Genomic DNA, 24,055 nt, shown 5'->3' with positions numbered 1-24,055 from the left:
AGGTCTCCACCTCAGGCACTCTCATCAAACGGGTGAGAGTGCTTTTTTAATGCGCTTATTTAGGGAAGAAGTCGGCCAGGTTCACAACGGTTTCGGTTCGCGCAGAATAGTCCAGGGCATTCAGCACCCGTTGTGTGTTAATTCCCAGATCAGGCCATTGCTGCTCCAGGTGACCCGAGCGAATGATCTTGCAGAAATGATTGATCATGCAGGTTTCCTGTAAGGGATTTTCTGTTTCGTACTTCGTCGAATTTCCCTGGGAATCGGTAATGTGGAATTGTGGTCTGGTATTTTCCCAGGGGCGGGTGAAATCGTCACAGACCAGCGATCCTTTTGTTCCGGCCAGTTCGAACCATTTTCGCATGCTGATATCAAATCCACAGTCAAAGGAAGCGATGCGGTCTTTACTGAACCACATTATTCCGGAGAAGTTGTAGTCGACATCATTCAAGGGCCGTGCTGTCCCAAATACTTTTTGTGGCAATTCATTGAATGCCCACAGCGCGACTCCGATACAGTACCAGCCCAGGTCACCCAGGGAGCCTCCTCCGAGGTTGCGTTGTAACCGGAGATCATTTTCCGGGACTTTATCCCAGCAGAAAGTGAATGCGGATGTCAGGCGACGGTGTTCGCCTAGGACATCACTGCGGATCAATTCCAGGATCTTTTTGGTCCGCGGATGATGATACCACATGACACCGTCCATCAGTTGGACTTGCTGCTCCAGACAGACACGTCGCATTTCGCGCGCCTGGTTTACATTGAGAGCCAGTGGTTTTTCACAGAGGACGTGCTTACCGGCTTTGGCAGCACGCACTGTCCATTCACCATGCAGGGAAGGGGGCAGTGGAATGTAAACGGCGTCGATTTCGGGATCGTGCAGCAGGGCTTCGTAACTGCCCACACTGCGCTTTACGTGATGTTGCTTTGCCCAGGCAGCCGCTTTCGCAGAATCGCGACTGGCAATGCACGTTACTTCTGCATTTTCAGCTTGATTAATAGCAACGCAGATTTTCTCTGCAATACGAGCCGTCCCCAGGATTCCCCAGCGAACAGTTCGGTTTGAGTCTCTCATAAGATGTGTTCCAAAGCGGTATTAAATAAGAATTATGAAAAAAAATTTGAAATCTTCAAACCAAATCGTTATTGTTGAGAGAGTGAGCAGCTTGTGTTTTTCTAATTTTCCATTCTTAATTTCGCATAAGTTCCGCTCAATATCACAGACTTGCAAAGTTCTGTAAAGTGTTCGTCGTTCAGTTTACCTGTCAGATTTTAAGTCGCGATCCTGTCACTATTCAAATTCACCGGGCTTAACGAGGCAGGCACTTTTCTTGTGTGCATGCCTTGAACATATGCGTTCTAAAAAAGCGTTCGCATTGAACACTATTACCAGATCACCGGTTGAGTGATGTGGTAGACAGGAGTTGAAAATGGTCAAACGAATACACTTGCCAACTGTGCTGGGGATGATGCTGTTTTTGTGCAGCACATCCATAGCTCCCGTCAACGGCACTCCTAAAAAAGGTGTCATGACAAAATTGAGTCTCAAGCCGGATGCACCGCAGGTGGATCTGTTCGCGGGAATCGAAAAGCAGCAACTGGGGGCGCGTGTCTATCCCATGAGTGCTTACAGTTCTTCCGTCTTTATTTCCAATCTGACGACGGAACCGCTCACAGTGAAAATTCCTGCAGCCGTTTCTTCGGTTCACATCCTGGCTCAGGCCGGACCAGGTCCGGGACTGTTACAGTCCTTGCAGGATGGTCAGCAGACACAGGTGGGAGACAGCCAGGCTGTGGGAGGAAATCTGAATCCAGTAGGAAACAATCAGAATATTGACTTCAACGGATTGTTTACCATTCCCCCCGAACAAACTGTGAAATTAAAACTCAGTTCGGTTTGCCTGGAGCATGGGAAGCCCTGTCCCTCCAGCATCAAGACTTATGAGTTACGCCCCATTGAATCCCAGGTCAAGGATCAGGCACTGGTCTTAGTACTGCAGAAGTTTAATCCCAAACGTGATGATCTGGAAATGGTGCAGGCTGTCGCCTGGCATTTGAGCAGTCACATGGGTTGGCAGGAACTCGCCAGCAAAAAGAAAAACAAGATCATAGGTGGCGGAATTCCCTACTTTACTCCAGCACAACTGACTGCTGCCCAGAAAGTGGTAGAACTCGCCAGGATCGAATCACATAAACTGGAAGCTCGCGAAGCAAAACCATTTACTGATTCAAAAGAGGATTCTGTAGCGCGTCCCATATTAAGTCGAATTCGCCAGTAGCGACGCTAAAAAAACAGGGGACCTGGTAAGTCCCCTGTTTGAACTCAATTCTGGTGTGCGCGAGCAATTAGAGTGTACCCCGTTTTGCTGCCGTGATTCCAAGGTCTTGGGGCGGCCATGGGGCCGAATCTAATTCACAAAGATACGCTATAGTGAATGTGAGGCGATCTAACGTGAAAGTGGTTTGAACTGCAGTCGATGTGGTGAGTCTGCGTCTTTGCCCAGTTCTTCATGCCGCTTGGCTTCGTACATTTTGTAGTTTCCTTCAAACCAGCGAACTTGGCTGTCTCCTTCAAAGGCGATGATATGTGTCGCCAGACGATCGAGGAACCAACGGTCGTGGCTGACCACCAGGGCACAACCCGTATAGTGTTCCAGTCCTTCTTCCAGGGAGCGCAGTGTGTCGACGTCAAGATCGTTGGTAGGTTCGTCCAGCAGCAGCAGGTTTCCACCAGACCGCAGAAGTTTCGCCATGTGAACCCGGTTGCGTTCTCCGCCGGAAAGCTCACCAACCAGTTTCTGCTGATCCGGACCTTTGAAGTTAAAACGACCTACATAGGTACGGGCATGTATGCTCGATTTTCCGACGACCAGATGCTCGTGCCCCTGGGAAATTTCTTCGTAGACGGTTTTTTTCGGGTTCAAAGAATCGCGGCTCTGATCAACGTAGGACAACTCTACCGTTTCACCTAACTCCAGCGTTCCACTGTCAGGCTGTTCCTGTCCCATGATCATTTTGAAGAGTGTTGTTTTGCCGGCTCCGTTGGGGCCGATCACTCCGACGATACCACCACGGGGCAGTTCAAAACTGAAGTTTTCAAACAGCAGTTTGTCTCCAAAACCTTTGGTCAGGTTTTCGGCGATGAGTACCCGGCTGCCCAGGGGGCGGGAAATCGGGATTTGGATATCGGAAGCATCGTCCCGATTCGCATAATCTTCCGCGGCGAGTTCTTCATAGCGTTGGACGCGGGCTTTGTTTTTGGTTGCCTGGGCTTTAGGTGACATGCGAACCCATTCCAGTTCCCGTTTGAGAAATTTCTGTCGTTTGGATTCCTGTTTTTCTTCGACAGCCAGACGGGCCTGCTTTTGTTCGAGCCAGGATGAATAATTGCCTTCAAATGGAATTCCCCGTCCGCGTTCCAGTTCCAGAATCCAGCCAGCGACGTTATCCAGGAAATAACGATCGTGGGTGATTGCAACGACGGTACCCTGGAAAGTATGCAGGTAGCGTTCGAGCCAGGCAACCGATTCTGCATCCAGGTGGTTGGTCGGTTCGTCGAGTAACAGCAGATCGGGGTTCTGTAACAGGATTTTACACATGGCAACGCGGCGTTGTTCTCCACCGGACAATGTGCCGATCACGGCATCACCGGGGGGGACCCGCATCGCATCCATGGCAATTTCGAGCGTACGATCCAGTTCCCAGAGATTGGCGGCATCGATTTGATCCTGCAGTTTGGCCTGCTCTTCAATCAGCTTTTCCATCTCTTCAGGAGTGGGGTCCTCGCCAAACTTCATGTTGACTTCATTGTAACGATCCATAATCGCCTGAGACTCTGCAACCGCTTCGGCAATGCATTCCTCTACCGTCTGTTTCGGATTTAAATCGGGTTCCTGTTTAAAGTAGCCGATTTTAATTCCCTTGGCAGGCCGGGCTTCGCCGGTGAAGGTAGTATCCTCGCCTGCCATGATTTTCAGCAGCGTACTCTTTCCCGCACCGTTCGTCCCCAGGACACCGATTTTTGCTCCCGGGAAAAAGGAGAGCCAAATGTCTTTCAGAACCTCTTTCTGTTCAAAAACTTTGGTGACGCCTTCCAGTTGCATAATGTATTGTTGTGCCATGACTTATTCTCTTGTCCTGCGGGACGGATACTCTGGAGTGAAGTTTTAGTTATGAACGCCTGTGTTTGACATGCCGCATACCATAGCTGTACGGTCACTGCAAGTCACTGGAAACGGACGACTACTCTCGGAATTAGTCAAAAAACCCGTTAAACGGCGCTGATTTTAGCCATCCTGAAGCGGAATTCAAGAGCGCGCGGCTGACTGCTTTTGTGAGGAAGCCGATTCCGGTTTTCGCTTTAAGATGATGAAATATCCATCAGTCTGATCAGGGAGCAGTTCCCAGCGTTCGGGGTGATCATGGTATTCGGGAATCTGATCGGGAGTTTTGATATTGCTGTAGGGGTGCCGGGTGTCGATCACAATGTAATCGGTATCCGGTGGTGCGCCCGGCTTATTATCATTCACTTTGCGCGGATATTCACTGTAGTCATAGGAGCGGTCAAAGTGGGTATAACGCGGGTGTATAAAATCGGTTGAGGCCACACGACTTTCCGGCGGGATCAGGTTTTCGATTTTGGCAAACTGCTGTGCGCGTTCACCGGGCACATAAAGACGTTGCCAGTAATATTTTGAACCCGGATCCCAGAAGGCCAGTCCCAGTGGGCTGAGGCTGAAAAAGATTGCGGTTGCCAAAGATGAACTCCAGAGGAAATGGGCTGAAAAACTCGGCCTCCGAATGACGTCGGGTTGATGTTGTTTTCTGAATCGCTGCAACACTTCAGTCGCATTCGTTAAACCGTATGCCGCCGCCCATGCCAGGATGGGGACGATGGGGGCATGGAAATGATGTCGCGGATCGCTGGCGACTTCATTCAGGCAAAGCAGGCCGAACAGTGGAACGGCCACCAGCAGGCGACTGGGGGAAAACAGGGGCAGAAAACCGAGCGGGACAAGAAATGCCAGGAGATTCATTAAGGTATCTGGATGCACGAGCTGGCCGAACAGCAGGCTGGGATTGAACAGTATGTTTTCGACAATTTCGGTTGGTGTTTCTCCGAATTGGCTGAAGTAGCCCACGTAATGGACTTTCGCTCCGTCACGGAACAGGGGAATCAGAACGACTACCACGACGGCCAGATAAACGACGGCAAACAGTGAGAGGCTTATTCCCGGTGCAATCGCTTTTATTTTTTCCAGATTAGAAGAAGGGGATGTGGATGTACCACGTTTGCGCTCCTGAAAAGCCCGCCAGGCAATCCAGAGCCCGAGTGGCCCCAGGATGATGGCGTAATCTTCTTTTGAGGCGAGGGTCAGCAGCAGTAGGATGAGCGCCGTTTTCCAGTGCTTAAGTTCGATTGCTTCCAGGGCGAACAGGAGCAGAGGCACTCCAAATGAAATGGGGCGGAAAGTTTTCAGGTCGATGGAAATATCGAGAAAATGCAGCGGGAAATAACACAGGTAAGCTGCCACCATTGCTTTGCCTGCTGTGGTGGAATGACTGTGTCTGACTGCCATACGATACAAGGGGATTGCTCCTGCAGCGAGTGCAACTGTTTCACACAGTTCCATCGTCAGGTGCGAAGGCCAGATCAGATAGAGCGGGAGCAGGAACAGGTGAATGAACTGAATATGTTCCCCCCAGAACAGGCCCTGGTCCAGATAACTGCGAAAGCCTTTGCCATGCGAAACATTCCAGAGGTGCTCTTCATACATGGCCGAGTCGCCATGCGGAATCAACAGGCCGTCGTATAATCGCCAGTTCATCCAGGTGAAGATGAAAGTGAAGATTCCCATCATCAGACAGGAGGTGAGGGGGATTCGTCCCCTGGCTATCAGTGAATCTGACTCAATCTCAGTTGAATTGTATTGTAGAGGAATGAGCATTTCAGCCAAAGTAGCCAGCCAGCCTGCGATACTGATCGCGAACCAGAATGGGGATGTTGCCAGCAGCAGTGATTCAACACTGTCCCAGTTTAGAATAAAAGAGGAGATCCGCAGAATTTCCCATACAGCAGGCAATAACCACCAGCGAAATCCACGGATTCCCCAGTCTGTCAATGCGGTTGGGAAGGCGTGTTTCTGGATTTTGCAGATCAGGAATGCGCCCGAGATCCAGCAACAGCAGGCAGCGACCAGTAGATAGAGCAGCAAAGGAAAAAAGGGAATGAAGGCTGACTGGTTGACCGGATCGATTTGGCCCGACCAGGCCTGGATCAGGGAATGCCGGAGTGAGTCACTCACGAAAAAACCGGCAATACCCTGGTTCCCCAGAATAGTCTGCAGGGCCAGGGTGACAGACCCGCTGCCCAGTAGAATACAGAGCAGGGCAAAGGTAAACTGTCGGCTGTCAAAAGATGGCTTTGTGGCAGGACGCTGGTTCATTTAATTCGATCTGGATTGAGTACGCATCAGAAGGTTGAGTCAGAACAGGTGATTCAAAAACCAGTTTTTTAAAGAAGCAGGCTGAAAAGATTCTGATTCGGGTGAAAAAATACGGGCTCTTGCTACAATATTCTGCACGACCCCTCTCAATCAACATTCTAAATGGTTTTCATTCAGCAGGGAAGCATTACAGGTTAGACCATGAAACATTCTGATGAGCCGATTCGTGTTTATTGTGCAGGTCCTCTCTTCAATCGCAGTGAACGCGAAGAAATGACAGCAATTGCCAACCAGTTAATCGATTCTGGTTACACTGTTTATCTGCCCCACCGTGATGGCATGGAATTTCGACTGATACTGAATGTTCTGGTAGAACGCAACTGGGATGCACCGACGGCTGCCCAGTTTCTGCATGAAGCGATCTTCGCACTCGATGTTTACCAGCTGGTGATAGAGTGTGAGGCGATGGTCTGGAATCTGAATGGCCGCACGCCGGATGAAGGGGCGGTTTCTGAAGCAGCGATGGCCTGGATTCTTGGTAAACCGCTGATTGCTTATCAGGATGACGTTCGCTCGCTGATTCAGGGGCGAGTCAATCCACTGCTGGTGGGAATGGTGGATTTTAAATCGGTTGATGAGATTGAACTCATCCCAGATACGCTTTCTGCAGCGATTAAAGCTCAGGAAATCAGATCATCGGCTTCAACCGAACAGTTGCCGCTTAAGGTTCAACAGGCGGTCAAGGCAGGGCAGGTTTTGTGGGAAGCGCTCTGTTCTGAAGGGGCACAGGAAGATAATGAGCTGATTGCCTCTGTCGTCGAAGAACTCTTTGCTCCCAATGATCCCTCTGCGATTCTCGCTTAAACTGTAATATCAAACGACCGGAAACTGTCGAATTCATATGAACCATCCTTATGTAGAGATCCCGGAGTTATCGAGTCTGCAGTCAGGCAGTGGCCTGGTGCGAATTCCCTATCAGCAGGATGTGCCTTTTACCAGGCGGGTGCGGGCTCTGGTCGATACAGCCGAATTTCGCAGGCTGTCACATATCACGCAACTTGGTTTTACTGCATTGGTTTACCCGGGCGCCACTCATACGCGGTTCGAACATGCGCTGGGCGTATATCAGAATGCGCTGCAGTATCTCTGGCAGTTGGGGAAAGACCCACGTTTTACTGCTACGATCGATGTACATACTGCCGAAGTTCTGATTGCGGCGGCTCTGCTGCATGATCTGGGGCACTGGCCTTTCTGTCATTTGATTGAAGATATGTCGCTGGAGGGGATTCCCCGGCATGAAGCATTTGCCAGAGAGTTTCTTTCAGATGGCCGCGAACTGGCAGAGATTCTGCGATCAGAATGGGGAATTGAACCAGCCGAGGTCTTGGATATTCTGGTTCCCAGTTCTGATACGCCGGAAATGCGGCTGGTCCGTTCGATTCTTTCAGGCCCCATCGATATCGATAAGATGGATTACCTTGATCGGGACAGCCTGCATGCCGGTGTTCCCTATGGTCGTAATTTTGATAAAAACCGACTGATTCAATCGTTGATGGTCAATGCCGCCGGTGATGGCCTGGCGATCGGTTCCAAAGGGAAGACCGCGGCAGAACTGATGGTGTTTGCCCGCTATGTCATGTTCAGCGAAGTATACTGGCATCATGCCGTCCGTTCCGCCAGTACCATGTTTGCACGGGCGTTTTACCATCTGTATCCGCAGCTCGATCTCTCCAACTACTTTCAGCTGACGGAATCCGATTCCATTTCCGTTTTACGTGCGCAAGCCCGGGGAACGGACTGTGAACGACTGGTAGAAGGGATTTTCAGTACGAAGCGACTGTTGTATAAGCGAGTCGCCGAATTCAGCTATTATGAATCATCTGAAGTATTTGAGTTGATTGCACATCGACCTGTTGCATCGCTGGTGCGCTGGAGTGAAAACCTGGCAAAACGGCTTTCTCAGAAGTTGCAGCAACCGGTTATCTCGACAGATATTCTGATTGATGCTCCTCCCACGCATCGGGAAGTGGAATTTAATGTCGAAATTTATTCCACGCGTGAGGCAAAATATCAACCACTGCATGTTGTCTCTCCGGTGGTGGATACACTGGCCCGCAAGCAGTTTGACGATTTTGTGAAGCGGGTGCGGGTGTTTGCCCATCCCGAAATCGCCCGGCATTGTATTGAGTTGGATGATTTTGAAAAGCTGCTGATCGATTCCGTCTCAGAGTGAAAAGATTGAGATAATGAAAAAACGCTGTTTTTCATAAGCCAGCTGTGATAAAATGGAGATAGTTGCAAGTACTGTCAGGCATATTATTCAAACCGGCTGGTCTCTCTCATGAACCGAATTCATCAAGTCAAAGATAAACTATGTGCAGGGATTATGAGCTTTTCTCTGCTGTTCATCGCGGGATGCGGAGGAAGCAGCGAACCAGTCAAGCCACAGTCACAACCGCCCCGCCAGGCAGCAGATTCTTCAAGTATGCGGGCACCGACGTTGAAACCGACTGCAGTCAAACCTGCCCCGAAAAAAACGGCGAAGCAGACGCAGGCTCCTCTTGAGGGGAATCCGGATGATCAGTTCGAGGTCGTCGATTATGTACATAACTTTGAGATTCAGCAGCCAGGTTCAGCAGGTCGAACTGAAAATGAGTTTATGGCGATGTTACCTGCAGGGCCGGGAGTGAATTCAACCAGCTTTACTGTCATCAGATCTGGTACAGAGACGGAACCGAATCAACCGGATTCTGCTTTCAAGTTGCCGGAAGGATTTACGGTGATCAAAGAAGCCGGGTACTCACCACAAGGGCTTCCCAATCGAATTCGCTGTGATGGTGACTATAGTGAAATGGTGCTGGTGCCGGCCGGGGTTTCCCTGCAGGGAGTTGTCGTCGGAGACGCGAATGCCCAACCCCGGTTTTCTGTTTATCAGGATGCATTTTATATTGATGAGCATGAAGTAACGCTGGAGCAGTATCGTCGCTGGCGTTCGGAAATGATCGCCAAGAAAGGCAAAATTCCCGAGCCTGCGGTTAATGATTCGCAGGCTGCCAATTTTCCGGCAATGGGGGTTTCCTATACTGATGCACTCAATTATTCACGCACGATGAACAAGCAGCTTCCACGCGAGACGCAGTGGGAAAAAGCAGCGCGGGGAGAGCAGGGGTTTCCCTACCCCTGGGGGAGTGGGAGGCCTCTGTGGCAGGTGACTCGTCAGCCCGGCCAAATCGATCCTGTAGCATCATTTCCCGGCGACCGTAGTCCGTATGGCGCATATGACATGGCGGGAAATGCCCGCGAATGGTGCGATGACTGGTATTCGAAAAATGCATATCAGGCAGCGCTGGCTCTGGCCGATGCAGGAGTCGTTCGTGACTGGCAGGGGCCTCGACGAGCTGTCGAACCTAGTATGCGTGTGGTGCGCGGGGGACAGAAATCATGGGAAGTCTGGAAACGGACGGGAGAAAACATGCGAACGCCACCCGCCGATGTGGGTTTTCGCTGTGTGCTGAATCTTAAATCGGCACCGACAGATACGGAAAAAACAAATACCGACAGTGCTTTTTGAGTACTGGTACCTGTTGTTTTTTTGCATCATTCTTTGTGCAGATCTACCAGGACCGGCTGGAATCGGAATATCTCCCTCGAAAAAATCGCTGGATCTCCCCCAACAGCTTCAATAAAAGCGTTAAAGCGGGCTAGATCGCGAATTCAGGTCTTGTCAGAGGGGGGATTCAATGAGTATAACAGGGCTAATGATTAGCCTGGCTAATGAATCCGGATTCTCGATATACAAGGAGAAACTGATGCTGCAATATGATTTTGAAGAAAGTGTGGGTTACTGGATCACCATGACCTCGCACTTCTATCAGGATGCATTGAATCAGGAGTTGCTGCCTTACGGGATCACGTTTCGTCAGTTTCAGGTCATCGGCTGGCTGGTTTATGAAGGACCTCTCTCGCAGGTTGAACTGGCTGAGAGGATGATGATCGAGCCTCCCACACTGGTCCGCATTCTGGATCGCATGGAACGTGATCAATGGATCATGCGCGAGAATGATCCCCACGACCGCCGCCGCAAAGTGATCAATGTACTGCCGGAAGCAAAACCGGTCTGGTCAAAGATGGTGGCCTGTCTGAAACGACTCAGGAACAAGGCAACCGATGGCATGACTCCCGAACAGGTGCAGACATTAAAAGCGTTGCTGGCACAGGTCCAGGAAAACCTGGGCGCCAAAGTCCCCGAACTTGAAACTTCCTGAACCCCGGCAAAATATAAACCCCGACAAATAAATAATTGATGCAGATTCAACAAATTTAATATGACGTTGAGGAATCAAATGAGAATAGCAACCAGTCTTGCTGCTGTGATGTGTACGATGATCATGGCAGCACAACCGCTCCCGGCACAACAGGGAGCTGCAAAGGTAGATGTCGCAAAGATCGTCGAGCGTGAAGTCGCATCAGGCCAAACCTTCGTAGGCACAGTGATGCCGATCAAGCGCAGCGTGATTGGCAGTGCTGTGGGGGGGCGGGTTGCTGAATTCCCGGTCAATGAAGGTGACTTTGTTCGTGCCAGACAACCGTTGGCCCAGTTGCTGATCAATACCATTAACCTGGAAGTAGACTCCGAGAAAGCGACTCTGGATCTGCGCAAAGAGGAACTGAAAGAGCTGGAGAATGGAACACGACCCGACGAGATTAAACGTGCGAAAGCATTGATGATGGCTGCAAAAGCAGACAGTGAATATCAGCAGAAACGTCTCAAACGCCTCGAATCGTTGTATGCCAGAAAAGCAGTCAACGATGATGACATACAGGCGGTTGTATCCGAGTCGATTCGCTCTGAAGAGATGTATTCGGAAGCGGAAGCTGCCTATCAGCTGGCAGTGGAAGGTCCCCGAAAGGAACAGATCGCCCAGGCACGGGCCCGGGTGGCCGTACAACAGGCGCTGGTTGATAAACTCGAAAGTCAGGTCGTCAAACACACGATCATTTCACCCTTTGATGGTTATGTCGTTGCCGAACATACCGAAGTCGGTCAGTGGGTGAATTCCGGAGAACTGGTAGCAGAAGTAATCGCTCTGGACTACGTCGATGTCGAGGTGCAGGTTCTGGAAAATCATGTACCCCATGTTCGACTGGGAATGGAAGTCCGGGTGGAAGTTCCCGCGATTCCCGATAAGGTATTTATGGGAGAAGTTGTATTGATTGTCCCCCAGGCAGATGTGCGGGCACGAACTTTTCCCGTCAAGGTACGTATTAAGAATGAGATTTCCAAAGATGGTCCCCTGTTGAAGTCGGGTATGCTTGCGCGAGCGGTTCTCCCCACGGGACCCAGGCAGAACGCGTTAATGGTGTCCAAGGATGCCCTCGTTCTGGGGGGGCAGACACCCATGATTTATGTGGTGGAACCGGGAAAAGAAAGCGACAAACTGGGCAAAGCCCGTGCGGTGCCCGTACAGGTTGGTGTGGCCGATGGCCGGTTGATTCAGGTAAAAGGGGATCTGAAAGGCGGAGGATATGTTGTCATTCGAGGCAACGAACGCTTGCGCCCGGGACAGGATGTTGCGATTTCAAATGTCCTGTCACCTGATGCACTACCCACAGCTAAAGCTATCAACACTGACGGTTAAAGAGGAACAGCAATGAATCTGATTAATGCCATTGTACATAATCCTGTCAAGGTGACAGTCGGCGTATTGATGACTGTGTTGTTCGGTCTGGTTGCCTTGACGCGCATGCCGATGCAACTGACACCTGAGGTGCAACGTCCCACGATTACAGTGGAAACTCGCTGGCCTGGCGCCAGCCCGCAGGAAGTGGAGCGCGAAATTGTTCTGGAGCAGGAAGAACAGTTAAAGAGCGTGGAAGGCATTACCAAACTGAGTTCTGAAAGTGCGGATTCCAAAGGGACGATCACACTGGAGTTCCTGGTTGGTACTAATATGGATGAAGCGCTGCTGAAAGTGAATTCCCGCCTGCAGCAGGTGCCCGAGTATCCGGAAGACGCTGATCAACCGATTATCAGTACGGCGAATGCCGCGGACCGACCGATTGCCTGGTTTATTCTCAGCAGTCGTCTCCCTTCCGATGAAAAAATCGCTGCTTTCCAGAAGGCACACCCGGAAGTCAAAGAGCAGTTGGAAATCGTACGAAATACCCCCAATCCGGGGCTGGCGATGCTGCGATTGCGCCTGCTGGCAGAAGAATATCCCGAAGTTCGTGGAGGCATTCTGCCTGAAAAAGATATCGAAGTCACCAAATTACGGCGTTTTGCGGAAGATGAAATTGAAGCGCGTTTCGAGCGGGTCTCAGGCGTTTCACAGTCAAACGTGCTGGGGGGGCTGGAAGATGAACTACAGGTGGTCGTGGACTCCGAACAACTGGCGGCCCGGCAGTTAACGATTAGCGATGTTCGCAACGTGCTCCGTGGTCAGAATGCAGATACATCGGCTGGCGATTTCTGGGAAGGAAAACGCCGCTGGGTCGTGAGAACGCTGGGACAGTTCCGAAATAAAGAAGAAGTGGAAAATCAGTTACTGGCAGTCAGTGATGGTGCGCCGGTCTATGTGAGAGATGTGGCGGAAGTACGCCTGGGATACAAAAAGCCGGACGGCCTGGTCAGACGATTTGGTGAATCGAGTATCGCCGTGAACTGTGTCCGTGAAACCGGTGCCAATGTGCTGGACATCATGGATGGTTTGAGAGAAGCAGTCAAAGACATCGACGAAAATATTCTCAAACCACGGGGCCTGCAACTGGTTCAGGTTTACGACGAAACCGATTATATTTATTCCTCAGTTGACCTGGTGCAGAATAATATTTTCATCGGCGGAGCATTGACGATGATCGTATTGATGTCGTTTCTACACCTGGGAATTCGTACTCTGATCGTTGTGCCGTTCATTATAATTACAGCCGTCGCGGCAACTTTTATTTCCCCCTGGTTTTTTGCTGTCAGCCTGGCGCTGATCATTGGAGCCGGATTCTGGTTTGCCCGTGGTGCGCTGGTGGTCGGGTTGGCGATTCCAACCAGTATCATTGGTACCTTTCTGATCCTCGGGGCGCTGGGACGCTCCCTCAACGTCATCAGCCTGGCCGGTCTGGCCTTTGCTGTCGGGATGCTCGTCGATAACGCTGTCGTCGTGCTGGAGAATATTTTCCGACGCTATTCACTGGGAGAATCTCCTTTCCAGGCAGCGATCAAAGGGACACAAGAGGTCTGGGGCGCCGTACTGGCATCGACATTGACTACGATTGCCGTATTTCTGCCAGTGGTATTCATTGAAGAAGAAGCAGGACAGTTGTTCCAGGACATCGCGTTGGCGATCAGCGCTGCCGTCGGTCTGTCTCTGATCGTGTCGATGACATTGATTTCAACCGCATCAGCGCGACTGCTGCATAAACGAGATGACCAGGGCCTGGAGGATGTTCAGCGTTCGACTCATCCCGAAGATGATCTTGATCAGGCAGAGAAAAAGAGCGCCCTGCATCGGGCTATTATCGGGCCGATTGAATCGGGCGGGGCTTTCTTTGTGAAATCAATTGTTGGCATGAATGCCTGGATCCAGCGGGGAACAATCAGACGACTGGCAGTGACGTGCATCCTGGTGGGAGCTGCTGTTGGCATCAGCTGGCAGTTATGGCCTAAGGTGGAATATCTGCCTACCGGTAACCGGAATCTGATTTTCTGTATATTGATTCCGCCTCCGGGCTACAACCTGAACCAGTTGATGGAACTGGGGGAGACCGTTGAGTCAGATTTGCGACCTTATTGGGATATTGATCCGGAAAGTGAAGAAGCAAAGAAACTGAATTATCCGGTCATTGGCGACTTTTTCTTTGTGGCACGGGGACGCCAGGTATTTATGGGTATCCGGGCCTTTGATTCCCAGCGTGTGGCAGAGTTGATTCCCCTGGTACAGCAGGCGGGATCAAAACTGCCGGGAACATTTACCGTCGCGAAACAGTCCAGTCTGTTCGAATAGGGACTGACGGGAGGACGGACAATTGAGGTTGAAATTATTGGTCCCGATCTTGAGAAACTGGTTGCCATGGGCGGGCAGATACTGGTCAAGTCCAAGCAGATGATTCCCAATGCGCAGGTGCGTCCTATTCCCAGTCTGGACCTTTCCAGTCCGGAAGTGCATATCGAACCGAAACTGATGCAGGCTGCTGAAAATAGAGTCAGTAGTGCCGATCTCGGTTACACGGCCAACGCGCTGATTGATGGCGCTTTTGCCGGCGATTACTACCTGGGAGGAGACAAAATTGATTTGACGATCATCGGTCAGTCGCGCCATATTCAGAATACTCAGGATGTCGCAGCCCTCTCAGTGGCGACTCCGGATGGCAGACTGGTTTCATTGGGAGCCTTGGCGAATGTGAAAATCACAAGCGGTCCCGAACAGGTGAATCACCGCGAACGGCAACGCGCGATTACGATTGAAGTTTCGCCTCCTGAAGAGATGGCACTGGAAGATGCCATGGATCAGATTCAGTCAGAAATCGTTCAGCCGATGCGCGAAAACGGACAACTGGCGGGTGGCTATCGTATCAATCTGTCCGGTACAGCCGATAAGCTGCGCGATACCTGGGCGGCACTGCAATTCAACGTGCTGCTTGCATTGATGATTACCTACCTGTTGATGGCAGCATTATTTGAATCGTGGCTGTACCCGCTGGTCATTATTTTCAGCGTGCCCCTGGGAGCCGTCGGTGGAATTCTGGGGCTCAGTGTTCTGAATCTGTTCATGCTGCAGACACTGGATGTACTCACCATGCTGGGGTTTGTAATCCTGATCGGGACTGTGGTGAATAACCCGATTCTGATAATTCACCAGTCTTTGAATCATATCAACGAAGATGGTATGACTCCCCGGGAAGCGATCCTGGAAAGTATCCGGACTCGTATTCGCCCGATCTTTATGACCACAACCACAACGGTCCTGGGGCTGTTACCACTGGTATTGTTCCCCGGTTCCGGAAGTGAACTTTATCGCGGACTGGGAAGTGTGGTGCTGGGGGGATTAATTGTCTCCACTCTGTTTACACTGATTCTGGTTCCGACTTTGTTCAGTCTGACGATGGATGCCAAAGAGTGGGGGCTGAATCTGTTACGACCAGTCGCATTGAAACGGCCTCAGCCATCTGCTGCTCCGCGTGAGGTTGAGATTGATTCCAAGGAAAATGTTACAGTGTAAAGTACGCTTTCCTGATAAAGCCCGGCCTGTGCCCACTGGAATTGAGATGGTCAGCCAGAGGGGGAGGTGAGCAGCCCGAATCATTCGCTGGAACCACTGAAAGTACAGTTGCCGGCGACGGTGCTCAGGCTCGGAATCAACGTTGACTGTTTTCAGGACAGGAGAGAGCACAATTGAGCTGGAACTTGAAGTCAACTGGCCTGTTGATTCAAGCAGTGTTCGTGGATATCGTCATTGAGCAGGAAATCCCGGTGATCGAATGACTGACGACACTGGTTTGCAGGCGGAGCTTCAAATGAGTTGACAGCAGGGGGATCAGTGGAAGTTCGATTCAGATTAGTCGAAATCGATCCCCAGTCGGTATTTCAACTGTTCCAGTTCTTCGATGGACTCATCGCTGGAAGAGTGCACATGCTCTGCTTCTGTGATGAATTTCAGATCATTGATGTGCGGGATGCCATATTCTTCGAGCGTCTGTTCGAACTGTTCAATTCCCTGGCCATACATGATGAGCAGCTTGTGCTCGTCGAATTGAACTTCCAGTGGAATCTGCGGGTTCAAAACCGCAATCCCCGCGCAGCCATCATTCAGGAGCAGGTCTTCGTAATCGTAGAGTGTACTTTTCAGAACAGGCAGATCCATGTGTTCGCGATACAGATCCTGATGCTGGTGATTGGACCCGTCGTGACTGGTTTCCAGAACAACATCGACTTCATATCCCAGTGGATCGAGCAGATCGATAAAGAGGTCAAACAGGATTTCCCGGGAAGCGGAAGCCATCAAAACAGGAATTTTAATCCCGGTTTCTTTGTCTGTGTATACGTCGTGACGATAACCAGCCTGCGGTACGACTTCGAGATCGTATGACGGACGGATGGCGTCAGTCAGCATGAAATCGCCGTATTTGGCAATTCTCAAATGTGTTTCCAGCTGGTCTTCTGAGAGACTTTCGAAACTGCTGCGCGCTTTGCCCGCGGCATTATCCCGATAAGTTGTCTTCAAGAATCGTTTCAAGAATCCCATAGTTCAATCTTTCCCCCTCACGACAGGCAACAATCATGTTGCCAACCGGGCTAGAACCGCCCAAGTATTGCTTAGTGTTTGATTTGTTGTATTGACTGGTCAGTAAGTTCACTGCTGCTGGCCCGAAACGAACTGCAATCAAAAAAACTTTAGCACGCAAAAGCAGGTGCGGTCTGATGTACTCAGGATGTTGTCTGCTTTTTTGCTGAGTTCGGGGCAGAGAAGCCGGAAGGAGGAGATACGGAGTGTGTTCCAGACAGTTAAAATGTCCGGTTATGCTGATCACGTAAATTGCCGGATCAATTTTGGGGGATGAAAACGCGCAGAACTGATGCATTTCATGTGACCGTTACGATTGATCGCGATCAGAAAAAAACTAGAGAGGCTATGTGTATAGTTGACGCATAAGTGCTTGTTTAATAGAGGGTTAAGAGGATTTGTCTGTCTGCTTTTCCAGTGAAGATTTCCTGCTGGGTCAGCCACCAGATTCAAGCGAGAAACACATTGCAGTAAACCGGGAACCTTACTAGAATCCGGCCCCCTCTCCTGTTCTGAAAATGTGAACTCCACAACAATTCCCTGAATCCTACAACTGAGTTGTCCAGCCACGGATGGTTTAATGGGTTGTTCTAACCTCTTTATTCAATCTAAAAATATTCTGCAGATCCTGTTGATACATTTAGTGTGTCTGTGGGGGCTTACGGGCAGTGTGTATTCAGCCGAAGCTTACGAGATGGAAACGCTTTACCTGAAAAGCGGTGAATTTTTCTCCGGGGAAAGCATTGGATTTGAGAATGGAAACATCCTGTTTCGTCTGTCAGATGGACAGGTACAGTCCATTCTGCTGGAGAACGTAGATCGACTGGAATATAAAGGGACCGATACTCAGGTTGAAGAAGGGGATCAACTTCTGGTCAGTAACGATAATGCAGAATTACCTCCATTACCCTCGATGATCAATCAGCTTCCTGTACCGCAGCCCCTGGGAGTGGCCCCTGATCTGGATGAGGGGGTAGATGAAGAATCAGCTTTTAGTCCAATTACTGAATACTCGGATCAGTGCTGGGAGTATGTAGAAATCTGGACAAAACGGTTCGAACTGGGGGGAACTTATCTGGCGGGGAATACCGATCGTAGTTATGTCACCACTGGACTGAATCTCGAAAAATCTGATAATGATAACCTGTTCGATTTTGAGATCGGTGGTCGCTGGGGACAAGCCAACGGGATTCGTGATGCGAATCGCTGGTATGGTAATGCCACTTTAGATATTGCCCGCACCACTAACTGGATCGTCTTCGTCACGAACAAGAATACTTATGACGAATTCGAAAATCTGGACTGGCGCGGCACGCTTTCTACTGGTCTGGGATATCGGTTTATCAATGAAGATGACAGGCGACTGATAATTCGTCTTGGTCCCGGTGGAACGCGCGAAATTTATAACAGCCCCACCCTCAAGCGAACCACGTTCGATATATTTGCTGAGCTAGAGCTTATTTGGCCGATTTCCGATCATATCAAACTGGAACATAAACAGACCTGGACTCCCAGTGTGGATATCGTACAGATTTTGCGTGTGACCACCGAAACCGGCCTGCTGTTCAAGCTGGATAATGAGGATCGTTGGAATCTGCGGATGGGACTGTTGCAGATTTATAACTCGTTTCCCAACGCAGGCCGAAAGAAAAGCGACTATACAGGCAGCGTTTCTCTGGTTTATACACGCAAATGATCAGAACGAACTGGGTTGAAATTATTTAGGTTTTCCCGCTTTCCTTCACGCATGACTGTCACTTCCACCTCTTCCCCGGGAGAGAACATGCGCAGCGCCAGGTCGAAGTCATCCAGCCCGTCGATTTTCGTTTTGCCCATTTTGATTATGGTGTCGCCGGCTTTCAGGCCTGCTTTATCAGCCGGGCTGCCAGGAGAGGCACCGGAGATGTGATATCCGGGCCCTTCGCCGCCAAAATCAGGAATACTGCCAAAGTAAGGGCGATTGCCGGAACGCATGGTGGTTGCCGGACGTTCAATTTTGACATACTCAGGACGCTTGGGATTTTCTGCAGTCGCAATGGCGATCTCTTCCAGGAAACCAACGACACGCTGCATGCCTGGAATATTGATTTTATCCCAGTCATCGGAGGGGCGATGGTAGTCGCTGTGTGTACCCGTAAAGAGATGGAGTACGGGGATCTGCTTACCATAGAACGAACTGTGATCACTGGGACCAAACCCTTCCGGTTTGAGTGACAGCTTCAAGTCGTATGTTTTTGCTGTTTCCTCAACCAGTTTTTCCCAGCGGGGCGCAGTACCGGTTCCGAATACCGTCAGTTTGTCATCGGTCAATCGTCCGACCATATCCATATTGAGCATGGCCACCGTATTTTTGATATCAAAAACTGGATTCTTAACGTAATGTGCAGAGCCAATCAGCCCCCGTTCTTCGCCGGTAAATGCAATAAAGACGATGCGCCGAGGTAGTGGTGTATGGCGCGCTGCCAGTCTACGGGCCAGTTCGATGAGCGCAACCGTCCCCGACGCGTTATCGTCGGCACCGTTATGCACGTCGGTCGATTCCGGTGCCAGCGAGCCTTCGCCTCCATAGCCTACGTGATCGTAGTGGGCACCAATCACGATCGTTTCATCTGCATGTGGTCCTTTTCCTTCCAGCACACCAATCACATTCTTGATTTCCGTACGGATCTGCTCAACGGAAATCTCCCCTTTGGCTTTCCAGTCTGCCAGGGCAAAGCTTTCCGGTTTCAGATCTTTATCAATTTTCTGTTCCAGTTCCTGCAACGTGGGCTTGCCGGCTGCTTTGAACAACTGATTACAGGCAGCAATGGTGATATGGGCGATTGGGATGGAACGTCCGTCTCCACTGCCGGCATAACCGAACTCCATCAGTTTATCGAACTTCGCGTCTTTTAAGACCTGTCGTGCCTGTTGAATATCGTGTAACGCTTTTTTGAGTTCGCGTTCGGCTTCTTCCTGTTTTTTCTCAGACGATTTTTCCCAGTTATCGGTCGCTGTAATCAGTTCTTCGATCGCATCCTGTTCGAGTTCTTTGGCTTCTTTCTTATTTTCCTGAGTGGAATAGTCGTCATTCACGAACAGAATCGCTTTGGCCCCTTTGCCGAATGCCGTGCTGACTTTATAACGCAGGGCAGCATAGCGGGAGATTCCATGTGCACCGGCAAACGGGCTGTTTTTATCTCCCTGTTGAGGAGTCCGACGCATGATGATCACAACTTTGTCTTTGACATCGAGATCGGCGTAATCATTGTACTTGAGATCATCGGCATCAATTCCATATCCGCAGAACACCAGTTCCGCATCAAATTTCCCCGATCCGCCAAAAGAACAGGAGCGAAAATCCTGATCGTATTTCAGGGGAATGGTTTTTCCATCGGGGCCCGTCAGTTCCAGTTGATTTGTGGGACCGAGTTTACTTCCCGTATTAATCGTAAATTTCTGGAAAGCAGTCTCTTCAACGACCTTCACGTTCAGTCCAGCCTGCTGGAATTCTTTCGCGATATAATCCGCGGCGAGGTTAATGCCCCGTGTATCGACGCCACGGCCTTCCAGTTCGTCAGAAGCCAGGTATTTGATAGCATCCAGCATGCGCTTTCCACTCACGGAGTCCGGTTCTGACTGCGCTTTGATTTCCGGTTTGACTGGTGTGGCAGGAGTCTCGCCGAAAACAAGTGAAGACCCAGGGCTCAAAAGCAGGCCCAAGCCAATCAGGCTCGATAGACAGGCTCGGAAAATAACAGGGGCCACATTGGATTTGATATTCCAGACAGACATAAAACCTCTTTCTCTTATCGATTTGTCTGTAAAACAGGTCAGTACTATTACGCAAGCGGTGAGGCGAGTGTTGGAACGACTGGTCGGTTTCGACTGCCATGAGTGTGCTTTTATTCTATTTTCGCAATTGTCAGCCGGAATGGAAGTCAGTACACAGGGATAAATGGAAAATCAAAATGATGGTCAACTCATTTTCTCGATTGAATTTATGCCGAGCAGGCCTGAACTGGCGATTTGATTCGCGAACGGTTAGAGTTTATTTTTTCATGCAGATCTGAGACCCCGATTGATAATGGAACCATCAATGGAGATACCCACAGCGACGCTCATTGACTGTGGTTTACCAGCAGACAAAGCGAATCAGCTGGTTGATTTACTGAGGCAGATCCCTGTCCAGTCAGATGAGGAACTCTGGCGTTTTCTGACGACAGAAGTACTGACACCGGAGATCCCTTTTGGTGTTCATCAGTTATTATACCAGCGGGTCTTTGCGGAACGTATTACTAACGGAAAGCCTGCCCCGGCCTGGTTTCCCGGGGAGAGGGAACTCCAGCAATCTCATCTTGCGGAATGGCGGGGCGATTTGAATCTGGCTGACTTTGACGCGGTCTACGACTGGTCGATTTCTAACCGGAACGATTTTACATCAAAGTTAATCGACTCGCTGGGAATTCAATTTCGAGAGCCACCGCAGCAGATCATGGATTACAGTGCCGGTGTCGAGGAGGTTGAATGGCTCAGGGGAGCGACGCTGAATATTGTTGAATCGTGTCTGCGAGAGAAGTCAGATGAAACGGCGATCCTGTTTCAGCGTCATTTAGAAGAAGTACAGAGCCTCAGTTATCGTGAACTCAGAGAACTGACGGCCCAGGTTGCCAACGGGTTATCGGAGGCAGGCATCGAACCGGGCGAACGTGTAGCGGTGATGCTGCCTATGACGCCGGAATCGGTGGCAATTTTTCTGGGAATCATTGCGGCCGGTTGCGTGGTTGTGACCATTGCAGACAGTTTCTCTGCCGAAGAAATGCAGGTGCGACTGAAAATTACGAATCCCCGGCTGATCTTTATTCAGGATGTGATTTCGCGCAATGGACGTCAATTGCCTCTGTTTGCGAAACTGGAAATATTACCTGAGTTAGCGGCGGTTGTTCTTCCCGAATCGGAATCGCTGGCAGTCTCTCTGCGTGAACATGATCAACTCTGGTCAGATTTTCTCTCGGCCGATTCGGAATTGACCTGTGTACCGCGTCAGACTGATGCTGAAACAACCATCCTGTTTTCTTCCGGAACAACAGGTAGCCCGAAAGGAATCCCCTGGGATCAGACAACGCCCATTAAATCAGCGGGGGACGGATACCTGCATCATGATATTCACGCGGGTGATGTTGTCTGCTGGCCGACCAACCTGGGCTGGATGATGGGGCCCTGGCTTGTGTATGCCTCCTTAATCAATGATGCCACTATTGCTCTGTCAGACTCCGTGCCCACCAGTCGCCGGTTTTGTGAATTTGTACAGAATGCGAATGTCACCATGCTGGGCCTGGTACCAAGTATCGTGTCGGCCTGGCGAAGTCAGGATGCGACCGCAGGTCTGGACTGGTCGCAGATTAAGGTCTTCAGCTCTACGGGGGAATGTTCAAATCCCGAGGATATGTTCTGGCTGATGTCACGTGCCGGCTACCGACCGGTAATTGAATACTGTGGCGGTACTGAAACCGGCGGAGGATATATCACGGGAACAGTTCTGAAGCCGGGGGTACCCGGTCTGTTCTCCTGTCCGGCACTCGGCTTTGAGTGGCTGTTATTGAATGAAGCTGGAGAGGAAACCAAGAACGGTGAAGTATTTTTTGTGCCCCCGGTAATTGGACTCTCGACGCGATTGATTAACCGAAACCATCATGACGTTTATTTCGCTGATATTACGCCTGGTCCACAGGGACAGACACTCCGCCGACATGGTGACCAGATTGAAGCGTTACCGGGCGGCTACTTTCGGGCCCATGGTCGCGTCGATGATGCCATGAATCTGGGAGGTATTAAAGTCAGCTGTGTTCAAATAGAAGAACTGCTGACGCAATCTACAGGAGTCAGAGAAGTCGCTGCCATCGCGGTTGCGCCACCTGGAGGGGGACCGGGCCAGCTCGTGATTTTTGTGGTGATGCAAAATAGAGACTCCTTTATTGCGGCAGACCTAATGCAGGAGATGCAGCAGATGATTCGCAGTCAACTCAATCCTCTTTTCAAAATACATGCCGTCCGTGAAATTGAACAACTACCCCGCACAGCCTCCAATAAAGTGATGCGTCGGAAATTGCGTGATTTATACCAGAGTGAGGAATTATGAGTCAGCAGAAACAGACCAGGGTGGCCGTACTCAGTGCCGCCCGCACTCCCATCGGTTCTTTTAACGGCGTGTTCAAAGATCTTTCAGCAGTCAAGCTGGGGACGATTGTTGCAAAGGAAACATTGAAACGTGGCCAACTGAGTGCCTCACAGATCGATGAAGTATTCCTGGGGCAGGTATTTACTGCCGGGTGTGGCATGAACCCGGCCCGGCAGGTGGCGCTCAATGCAGGAATGCCCTTCGGTGTGCCGGCTACCACTGTGAATATGGTATGTGGTTCCGGGTTGAAATCAGTGGCGTTGGGTGTGCAGTCGATTTTGTGTGGCAATGCCCGTATTGTCCTGGCAGGGGGTATGGAAAGCATGAGCAACGCTCCCTACCTGCTGCAGGGAGCCCGCAGTGGTTTCCGGATGGGAAATCAGCAATTGGTCGACTCGATGATTCACGATGCCCTGTGGGATGCCTTTTACGACTGTCATATGGGGATGACGGCAGAGAATCTTTCCGAAAAATATGATATCTCCCGCGAGGAACAGGATCGCTATGCCCTGCAGAGTCAGGCACGCTGCCAGGCAGCAATCGAAGCGGGAAAATTTATGGACGAGATCGTGAGCGTTCCCGTCACGAACAGGAAAAAAGAAACAACTCTCATTTCGCAGGATGAATACCCGCGCAAAGAGACCAGTTATGAAACGATTTCCTGTCTCAAACCTGCATTTAAACCCGAGGGAACTGTCACTGCTGCTAACTCCTCCGGCATCAATGACGGTGCCGCCACCCTGCTGATTGCTGAAGAACGTTTTGTCGCCGAACATCGTCTACAGCCGCTGGCCTGGATTCGCGCGTTTTCCAATGTGGGGCTCGACCCGCAATTCATGGGCATGGGGCCTGCGCATGCAGTGACTGCATTATTGAAAGCAGAAAAACTTTCCATGGCGGAGATTGGTCTACTGGAAGTCAACGAAGCATTTGCGGCTCAGACGCTGGCAGTTGGTAAATCACTGAGCTGGGAAGAGGAGCGGGTCAATGTCAACGGCGGGGCGATTGCCCTGGGACATCCACTGGGTGCCAGTGGGGCGCGAATTGCGGTGAGTCTATTACATGAGATGCAGAAACAGAGAACCCAACGGGGTATTGCCTCGCTGTGTATCGGTGGCGGCATGGGGATTGCCATGTTGTTCGAAGCGACCTGATCAGCTGAGTCGAAGATGAAAGCGAAA

Annotated in this window: 17 protein-coding genes; 11 read left to right on the top strand and 6 right to left on the bottom strand. The window is 50.6% G+C overall.

Annotated features, from left to right (window positions below):
• Positions 1 to 55 precede the first annotated feature (55 nt).
• Complete coding sequence (locus tag AACZ40_RS07180; RefSeq protein ID WP_291170718.1) at positions 56 to 1,075, bottom strand: Gfo/Idh/MocA family oxidoreductase; 1,020 nt, start codon at positions 1,073 to 1,075, stop codon at positions 56 to 58.
• A 355-nt stretch (positions 1,076 to 1,430) separates the two neighbouring features.
• Between AACZ40_RS07180 and AACZ40_RS07175 the strand changes: the two genes are divergently transcribed.
• Entirely contained in the window at positions 1,431 to 2,279 is an 849-nt protein-coding gene (locus AACZ40_RS07175) for a hypothetical protein (RefSeq protein WP_291170719.1), read from the top strand.
• Positions 2,280 to 2,447: 168 nt separating this feature from the next.
• Here the strand turns inward: AACZ40_RS07175 and ettA are convergent, their stop codons facing one another.
• Both ettA and AACZ40_RS07165 read right to left on the bottom strand, forming a co-directional pair.
• Complete coding sequence (gene ettA / locus AACZ40_RS07170; protein ID WP_291170721.1) at positions 2,448 to 4,121, bottom strand: energy-dependent translational throttle protein EttA; 1,674 nt, start codon at positions 4,119 to 4,121, stop codon at positions 2,448 to 2,450.
• 186 nt (positions 4,122 to 4,307) lie between these two features.
• Positions 4,308 to 6,446, bottom strand: coding sequence for a DUF2079 domain-containing protein (locus AACZ40_RS07165; protein WP_291170723.1), 2,139 nt, complete (start codon positions 6,444 to 6,446; stop codon positions 4,308 to 4,310).
• A gap of 201 nt (positions 6,447 to 6,647) precedes the next feature.
• On the opposite strand from AACZ40_RS07165, the gene AACZ40_RS07160 reads away from it, so the two are divergent.
• The 7 genes from AACZ40_RS07160 (at position 6,648) to AACZ40_RS07130 (ending at position 15,655) form a co-directional block, all read left to right on the top strand.
• Positions 6,648 to 7,310 (top strand): nucleoside 2-deoxyribosyltransferase, encoded by a 663-nt coding sequence (locus tag AACZ40_RS07160; protein WP_291170724.1) that lies wholly within the window; start codon positions 6,648 to 6,650, stop codon positions 7,308 to 7,310.
• A 37-nt stretch (positions 7,311 to 7,347) separates the two neighbouring features.
• Entirely contained in the window at positions 7,348 to 8,679 is a 1,332-nt protein-coding gene (locus AACZ40_RS07155) for an HD domain-containing protein (RefSeq protein ID WP_291170725.1), read from the top strand.
• A gap of 153 nt (positions 8,680 to 8,832) precedes the next feature.
• Positions 8,833 to 10,017, top strand: coding sequence for an SUMF1/EgtB/PvdO family nonheme iron enzyme (locus tag AACZ40_RS07150; RefSeq protein ID WP_291170726.1), 1,185 nt, complete (start codon positions 8,833 to 8,835; stop codon positions 10,015 to 10,017).
• A gap of 238 nt (positions 10,018 to 10,255) precedes the next feature.
• Positions 10,256 to 10,711, top strand: coding sequence for a MarR family transcriptional regulator (locus AACZ40_RS07145; protein WP_291170728.1), 456 nt, complete (start codon positions 10,256 to 10,258; stop codon positions 10,709 to 10,711).
• Positions 10,712 to 10,789: 78 nt separating this feature from the next.
• Positions 10,790 to 12,085 carry an efflux RND transporter periplasmic adaptor subunit gene (locus AACZ40_RS07140; RefSeq protein ID WP_291170729.1) on the top strand — a complete coding sequence of 432 codons (1,296 nt, stop codon included), beginning with the start codon at positions 10,790 to 10,792 and terminating at the stop codon, positions 12,083 to 12,085.
• Positions 12,086 to 12,097: 12 nt separating this feature from the next.
• On the top strand, positions 12,098 to 14,440 hold the full coding sequence (locus AACZ40_RS07135) for an efflux RND transporter permease subunit (protein WP_339673740.1): 2,343 nt from the start codon (positions 12,098 to 12,100) through the stop codon (positions 14,438 to 14,440).
• Between the two features lie 3 nt (positions 14,441 to 14,443).
• Positions 14,444 to 15,655 carry an efflux RND transporter permease subunit gene (locus tag AACZ40_RS07130; RefSeq protein ID WP_339673747.1) on the top strand — a complete coding sequence of 404 codons (1,212 nt, stop codon included), beginning with the start codon at positions 14,444 to 14,446 and terminating at the stop codon, positions 15,653 to 15,655.
• A gap of 336 nt (positions 15,656 to 15,991) precedes the next feature.
• Here the strand turns inward: AACZ40_RS07130 and AACZ40_RS07125 are convergent, their stop codons facing one another.
• Together AACZ40_RS07125 and AACZ40_RS07120 are read right to left on the bottom strand one after the other, a co-directional pair.
• Entirely contained in the window at positions 15,992 to 16,657 is a 666-nt protein-coding gene (locus AACZ40_RS07125) for a hypothetical protein (protein WP_291170733.1), read from the bottom strand.
• The gene (locus AACZ40_RS07120) at positions 16,635 to 17,015 is read right to left on the bottom strand and encodes a hypothetical protein (protein ID WP_291170735.1); all 381 of its coding nucleotides are present in this window, start codon (positions 17,013 to 17,015) and stop codon (positions 16,635 to 16,637) included. The genes AACZ40_RS07125 and AACZ40_RS07120 overlap by 23 nt, the downstream gene beginning before the upstream one ends.
• A 282-nt stretch (positions 17,016 to 17,297) precedes the next feature.
• Here AACZ40_RS07120 and AACZ40_RS07115 point away from each other — a divergent pair, with 282 nt between their 5' ends.
• Positions 17,298 to 18,413 (top strand): DUF481 domain-containing protein, encoded by a 1,116-nt coding sequence (locus tag AACZ40_RS07115; RefSeq protein ID WP_291170737.1) that lies wholly within the window; start codon positions 17,298 to 17,300, stop codon positions 18,411 to 18,413.
• Here the strand turns inward: AACZ40_RS07115 and AACZ40_RS07110 are convergent.
• Positions 18,398 to 20,491, bottom strand: a complete 2,094-nt coding sequence (locus tag AACZ40_RS07110) for a M20/M25/M40 family metallo-hydrolase (RefSeq protein ID WP_339673737.1) — start codon at positions 20,489 to 20,491, stop codon at positions 18,398 to 18,400. The genes AACZ40_RS07115 and AACZ40_RS07110 overlap by 16 nt on opposite strands.
• 304 nt (positions 20,492 to 20,795) lie before the next feature.
• Here AACZ40_RS07110 and AACZ40_RS07105 point away from each other — a divergent pair, with 304 nt between their 5' ends.
• Both AACZ40_RS07105 and AACZ40_RS07100 read left to right on the top strand, forming a co-directional pair.
• Positions 20,796 to 22,835, top strand: a complete 2,040-nt coding sequence (locus AACZ40_RS07105; protein ID WP_291170741.1) for an AMP-binding protein — start codon at positions 20,796 to 20,798, stop codon at positions 22,833 to 22,835.
• Positions 22,832 to 24,028 carry an acetyl-CoA C-acetyltransferase gene (locus tag AACZ40_RS07100; protein ID WP_291170743.1) on the top strand — a complete coding sequence of 399 codons (1,197 nt, stop codon included), beginning with the start codon at positions 22,832 to 22,834 and terminating at the stop codon, positions 24,026 to 24,028. The genes AACZ40_RS07105 and AACZ40_RS07100 overlap by 4 nt, the downstream gene beginning before the upstream one ends.
• Positions 24,029 to 24,055: the final 27 nt, after the last annotated feature.

It is taken from the genome of uncultured Gimesia sp., assembly GCF_963972345.1.
GTDB lineage: Bacteria > Planctomycetota > Planctomycetia > Planctomycetales > Planctomycetaceae > Gimesia.
Note: the sequence above shows the minus strand (reverse complement) of the source record. Positions and strands in the feature narration are given on the sequence as shown.